General features: G+C 49.9%; 5 protein-coding genes and 1 pseudogene. All 6 read left to right on the plus strand.

The features are described 5' to 3' along the window. On the plus strand, window positions 1–936 hold a 936-nt coding region (locus tag TU74_RS22665; RefSeq protein ID WP_048377717.1), incomplete at its 5' end, for an RHS repeat domain-containing protein. Beyond that, the gene (locus TU74_RS22670; protein ID WP_048377718.1) at window positions 933–1,391 is read left to right on the plus strand and encodes a hypothetical protein; all 459 of its coding nucleotides are present in this window, start codon (window positions 933–935) and stop codon (window positions 1,389–1,391) included. The genes TU74_RS22665 and TU74_RS22670, both read left to right, overlap by 4 nt. A 206-nt stretch (window positions 1,392–1,597) precedes the next feature. Beyond that, a complete protein-coding gene (locus tag TU74_RS24565) occupies window positions 1,598–2,008 on the plus strand; it encodes a hypothetical protein (protein WP_193790977.1) in 411 nt (136 codons plus the stop codon). A 3-nt stretch (window positions 2,009–2,011) separates the two neighbouring features. Continuing rightward, window positions 2,012–2,551: a hypothetical protein gene (locus TU74_RS22680; protein ID WP_048377720.1), complete on the plus strand. Its 540-nt coding sequence runs from the start codon at window positions 2,012–2,014 to the stop codon at window positions 2,549–2,551. An 8-nt stretch (window positions 2,552–2,559) separates the two neighbouring features. After that, window positions 2,560–4,203: pseudogene (locus TU74_RS22690) on the plus strand (RHS repeat-associated core domain-containing protein); the annotation flags it as partial. Between the two features lie 2 nt (window positions 4,204–4,205). Then, window positions 4,206–4,589 (plus strand): hypothetical protein, encoded by a 384-nt coding sequence (locus tag TU74_RS22695; protein WP_048377724.1) that lies wholly within the window; start codon window positions 4,206–4,208, stop codon window positions 4,587–4,589. Window positions 4,590–4,850 lie beyond the last annotated feature (261 nt).

Genomic DNA, 4,850 nt, shown 5'->3' on the forward strand with positions numbered 1-4,850 from the left:
CAGCGGGAACTGGGGTGCGGCTTCACGTTATTCGGCTGGGACGGCGACACCCTCGCTTGGGAAAGCAGCCCCGCGCAGGCCGATGGCGCGAGCGGCAAAACCGTCCACTACCTCTACGAACCCGGCAGCTTCGTCCCCGTGGCCCAGGCCCTGCGCCACCAACCGATGCGCCTGCTGGCCCAACCGAGTTACACCGGCGCCTACGACATCGACCAAGACCCGCTGTGGACCCACACCCCGCAAGCGCTACCGATTGACGTACTGGCCTGGTACCAGTGCGACCACCTCGGCACGCCGCAGGAACTGACCGACCACAACGGCCAGATGGCCTGGAGCGCGCACTACAAAGCCTGGGGTGAAGTAAAAGAGCAGCGCTCGGAGTGGGCGCAACGTGTAGGCCTGAAAAACCCGATCCGCTTTCAGGGCCAGTACCACGACCACGAGACCGGGCTCCACTACAACCGCTATCGGTACTATGATCCTCAGGTCGGGCGGTTTATCAGCAAGGACCCGATCAGCTATGCGGGTGGGTTGAATCTTTATGCGTATGCGCCGAATCCAACGGGGTGGGTTGATCCAAATGGGTTAGCCAAGCTCCCTAAAGAGGGTCGATACCACGGCCCAAAACCAAAATATGAAAATCCAGGGCACCATGATCCTTCATCTGGAAAATTTAGAGGTGGAGGAACAAAAACTTCAATTCTTCCCAAAAATGCAGAGGAGTTGTACAAAAAAGCGATACCTGATGCAGAGGGTAAGCATTGGTATACGCGAGATGAACATGGCGTAGTTCATCGTTTTGGCAATAGCAATGATGGAAAAGTGCATTGGAATGGAGACTCTATGCAGAATCGCGGGATTCCAGTGCCACCTGAAGTTGCTAAACGGTTTGCAGCAAGGACGATTACTTGTAAATGTAAGGGGACAGGGAAATGAAAGAGCCAATAATTAAATTGGAGGTAGAGCTCTCAACTGACAGGCAATACGTTTTTTCGCGCTGTGAATTTGTTTTTGGTTCAGTAAGTGTTGGAGATTACGAGCAGCTTATGCTTGCAAAGAGTCTTTTGTTGGCGTTAGAGGATTTAGTGGTCAGAATGAATGATTTTGAGCCGATAGAGTGCGCTATGGATAATTTGGAAAACGTCCTGTCTAATGCTATTCGAGAAAATATAAGAAATTCTTGCTTGCCGTTAGGTGTTGAGGCTTTTGATGGTGATGAGGCGGTATTCGTTGATGTGCATAAGCAAAGTTTTATTGTCATAAAACCTTGGGCAAGCACTACATGCTTTACTGAGGAACTCAGTATTTCTCAGTATTGCTCTATGATAGAGGCGTCTATTTATGAGTTGAAGGAGAGATTAAAAATGTTCGCGTCAATATCTAGCATATAGATGTGCAGATATGATTTTGTGGCTTGTGGAGTTTTTAAGTCCGCTTGCATCACTTACATAGTCATTTGACTCATATAAGATGCTGCAACGATTATAAAATAGCCATGCATGATCACGAAATATGGCTGCACTATAATCGGTATAGGCACTATGATCCACGGGGCGAACGGTTTATCAGCTAAGACCCCATCAGCTATGCGGGTGGGTTGAATCTGTATGCGTATGCGCCCAATCCGGTGGAGTGGGTTGATGCGTTTGGACTTGCTAAGCGAAGCCCTAAAACCAATGGAGAGGGTCCACATAATCAAGTTATTCAAGCTTGGGGCCAAGAGGTTGAAGCTACTGGGGGGAGAGTCATTGCTGGGGGCGGGGTCAGGAAAGAGCAGTTAGTCCTCACGCCAAGAGGTAATAAAGACGATCGTCGCCCAAATATAATTTACGAGGATGTAGAGGGAAAACTCATCTACGGCAATGTCGGTAAAAATCGTGCAGACCAAACAACTCCGATTGTTCGAGAGAAACAGGCACTTGATGATATAAGAACAAAAATCAAGGGAGAATTTGCTCCTGATGACGTGCAATTCCGGCCATATAATTGCACCTGCCAAAGGAAATAGTTAATGGATAAAATCATTTTTTTGATGTTTGAAGAGTTTGTAAGCATTAATTCGGAGCTCATGGAAAATACAGGGTTTTGCTTGTATTTTTGGCACAAGATAGAGAAAAAATTCGCGCGCTTAGATAATCTTAATCTAAAGGACTTTAATGAAAGTGATTTTTCTTTTTGTGATTGGTTTTTTGGTGAAAGAAAGGATGAGGGGGTAATCGCTTTGCATACAAGAGAAACATTCAGGCGTGAGCAAAGAAAGGGCTTCGTTACTGTATCTTACGGAGGGGAGGATGAATATGCTATTGGGGCAACACGCTACAGCGCCGACAGTTCAAGTGTTGAAAAAATAGTCAATCGAGAGTTGAATAAATTATTTAAGAAGTACGCTCGGAAAGGAGTCATAGCAAGCGACGGTACCACTTACAAGATTTTAGATAACTACTACTGGACCGAAAAAGCAGTTAGCAGCGGCAAAAATTGGCGATTATTTATAGGTCGCGGAGTTCGTAAGGAATCTAACAAGACGCCAGGATTTATCCCGAAACCATAAACTATTGCTACGAACGCGACGACCTGCACCGCGAAGTCGCCCGTCATCAGGGCAACTGTCTTCTACAAACCCAACAATGGGACCCGGCCGGGCGCCTGCAAGAACAGCTTTTAGGCCGCAGCGACGACAAAACCACCCTGCTCAAACGCACCTATCAGTACGACGCAGCCAGCCAACTGACCGACATCCACGACAGCCGTCGTGGGCCGCTGTCCTACCGCTACGACCCGGTTGGCCGACTGCTCAACGCCACCAGCCGCCTGGGCGTCGAAACCTTCGCCTTCGACCCGGCCAGCAACCTGCTGGACGAACAAAATCAACAGGTGCAACGACCGCTGGAGCAAAACCCCAAACGCAACAAACTCATGGACAACCTGCTGCGCGAATACGCCGGCAGCCACTACGACTACGACGAACGCGGCAACCAGATCCGCCGCTGGCACAACGGCCAGCAAAGCCGCCTGCACTGGGACCTGTTTGACCGCCTGGTACGCTTTGAAAACAGCCAACTGAGCGTCGACTACGCCTACGACCCGCTGGGCCGTCGTCTGTACAAACACTCCAACGCCCACCACCGCAACCGCTCCGAAGCGGGCTCGCAGTGGAACCGCAACGAACAGGCGCGCAAACAGCGGGAACTGGGGTGCGGCTTCACCTTATTCGGCTGGGACGGCAACACCCTCGCTTGGGAAAGCAGCCCCGCGCAGGCCGATGGCGCGAGCGGCAAAACCGTCCACTACCTCTACGAACCCGGCAGCTTCGTCCCCGTGGCCCAGGCCCTGCGCCACCAACCGATGCGCCTGCTGGCCCAACCGAGTTACACCGGCGCCTACGACATCGACCAAGACCCGCTGTGGACCCACACCCCGCAAGCGCTGCCGATTGACGTGTTGGCGTGGTACCAGTGCGACCACCTCGGCACGCCACAAGAACTGACCGACCCCACCGGTCAAATCGCCTGGAGCGCGCAGTACAACGCGTGGGGGGAAGTTAAAGAACAACGCTCGGAATGGGCCCAGCGCCAAGGCCTGACCAACCCGATCAGGTTTCAAGGTCAGTACCACGATCATGAAACAGGGCTGCACTACAATCGGTATAGGTACTATGATCCACGGGCCGGACGGTTTGTCAGCAAAGACCCGATCAGCTATGCGGGTGGGTTGAATCTTTATGCGTATGCGCCGAATCCGGTGGAGTGGATTGATGCGTTGGGGCTCAGTTCCTGCCCTTGTAAAAGTGATTGCGATAAAATTCTTGCCGATGCAGGGCTAGACGTGGACACCCATGGCAATCTCACTAAACGAAACAAAGGCACTCAGTATGACTCTCACCATATTTACCAAGACAATACTGTGACCTCCGTGCCAGGTTATAAACATCGCGAAGCGATTGCCATAACATTACAAGGCAGAAATATGGACGGTACAACGAGAGGTACGCAGCATTACAAAGCCTCTCAGGCCCAAAACAATAGTGCCAGTGGCGGGATATTAGGCTCCGAAACTACTATAGCTTTTAAGGCCCTACGTTCGGCAGGCATTGGTAGTAAAGAATCAAAGTGTGCAGTTCTGAAAGCGCGTGGCTACTTAAGTGGTCTCGGGGCAAATTCCGGAACCACAACAAACTTCCCAAAAAATAGAAAGGCCCGGTAATAATGAAGCTTAAAAAAGAAAAAATATATGAGACTGCTTACAATATGATTGAAAACTTCATAGATGCGTTTAATAAAAAAAAATATACTAAGCTCGAGACCGACTTTGGTATGATCCCGGCTATATATAATGAGGCGCGCGAATACCTAGATGACTATTTTGATACTGACCAATACCTGCTGAAGCCCCCCCCAAAAAAAACCACTTCCCCGCATCTTCTAGAACCTAACCTTTTAGATATCTACGGTGCCGATGAAGAAACTGATTGTTGGAGAATAAATTGCAGGCTGTTTAGCGAGCAGGGTGAAGAGGAGATCTCAGCAAACTTTGATCTTTTCTATAGTAAAGGAGAATTTAAACTTAAATATCTATATACAGCATCCTGATAGGCTTGATTGAAATATGCTAATAGCTTGCCTTAGATATGCCGCCGAGTACGACGGTGTGGTTACCGACAATCACCCCTCTACACTAACTTAGACGGCAGTCGATGGCGGATTTGTCTCACGGTACAGCCATTGTAACCGCTCCATGAACCCCACATTCAAAGCACTAAGCTAATGCCAGATGCTGGGCTCCCGATTCTCTCAGGAGCCCTGAGATCATGATGCGACCCGACGCCAAAGTCGAAAAAGTGTACCTCTACC

The sequence above is a fragment of the Pseudomonas lundensis genome (genome assembly GCF_001042985.1).
In the GTDB taxonomy this organism is placed as follows: Bacteria; Pseudomonadota; Gammaproteobacteria; order Pseudomonadales; family Pseudomonadaceae; genus Aquipseudomonas; species Aquipseudomonas lundensis.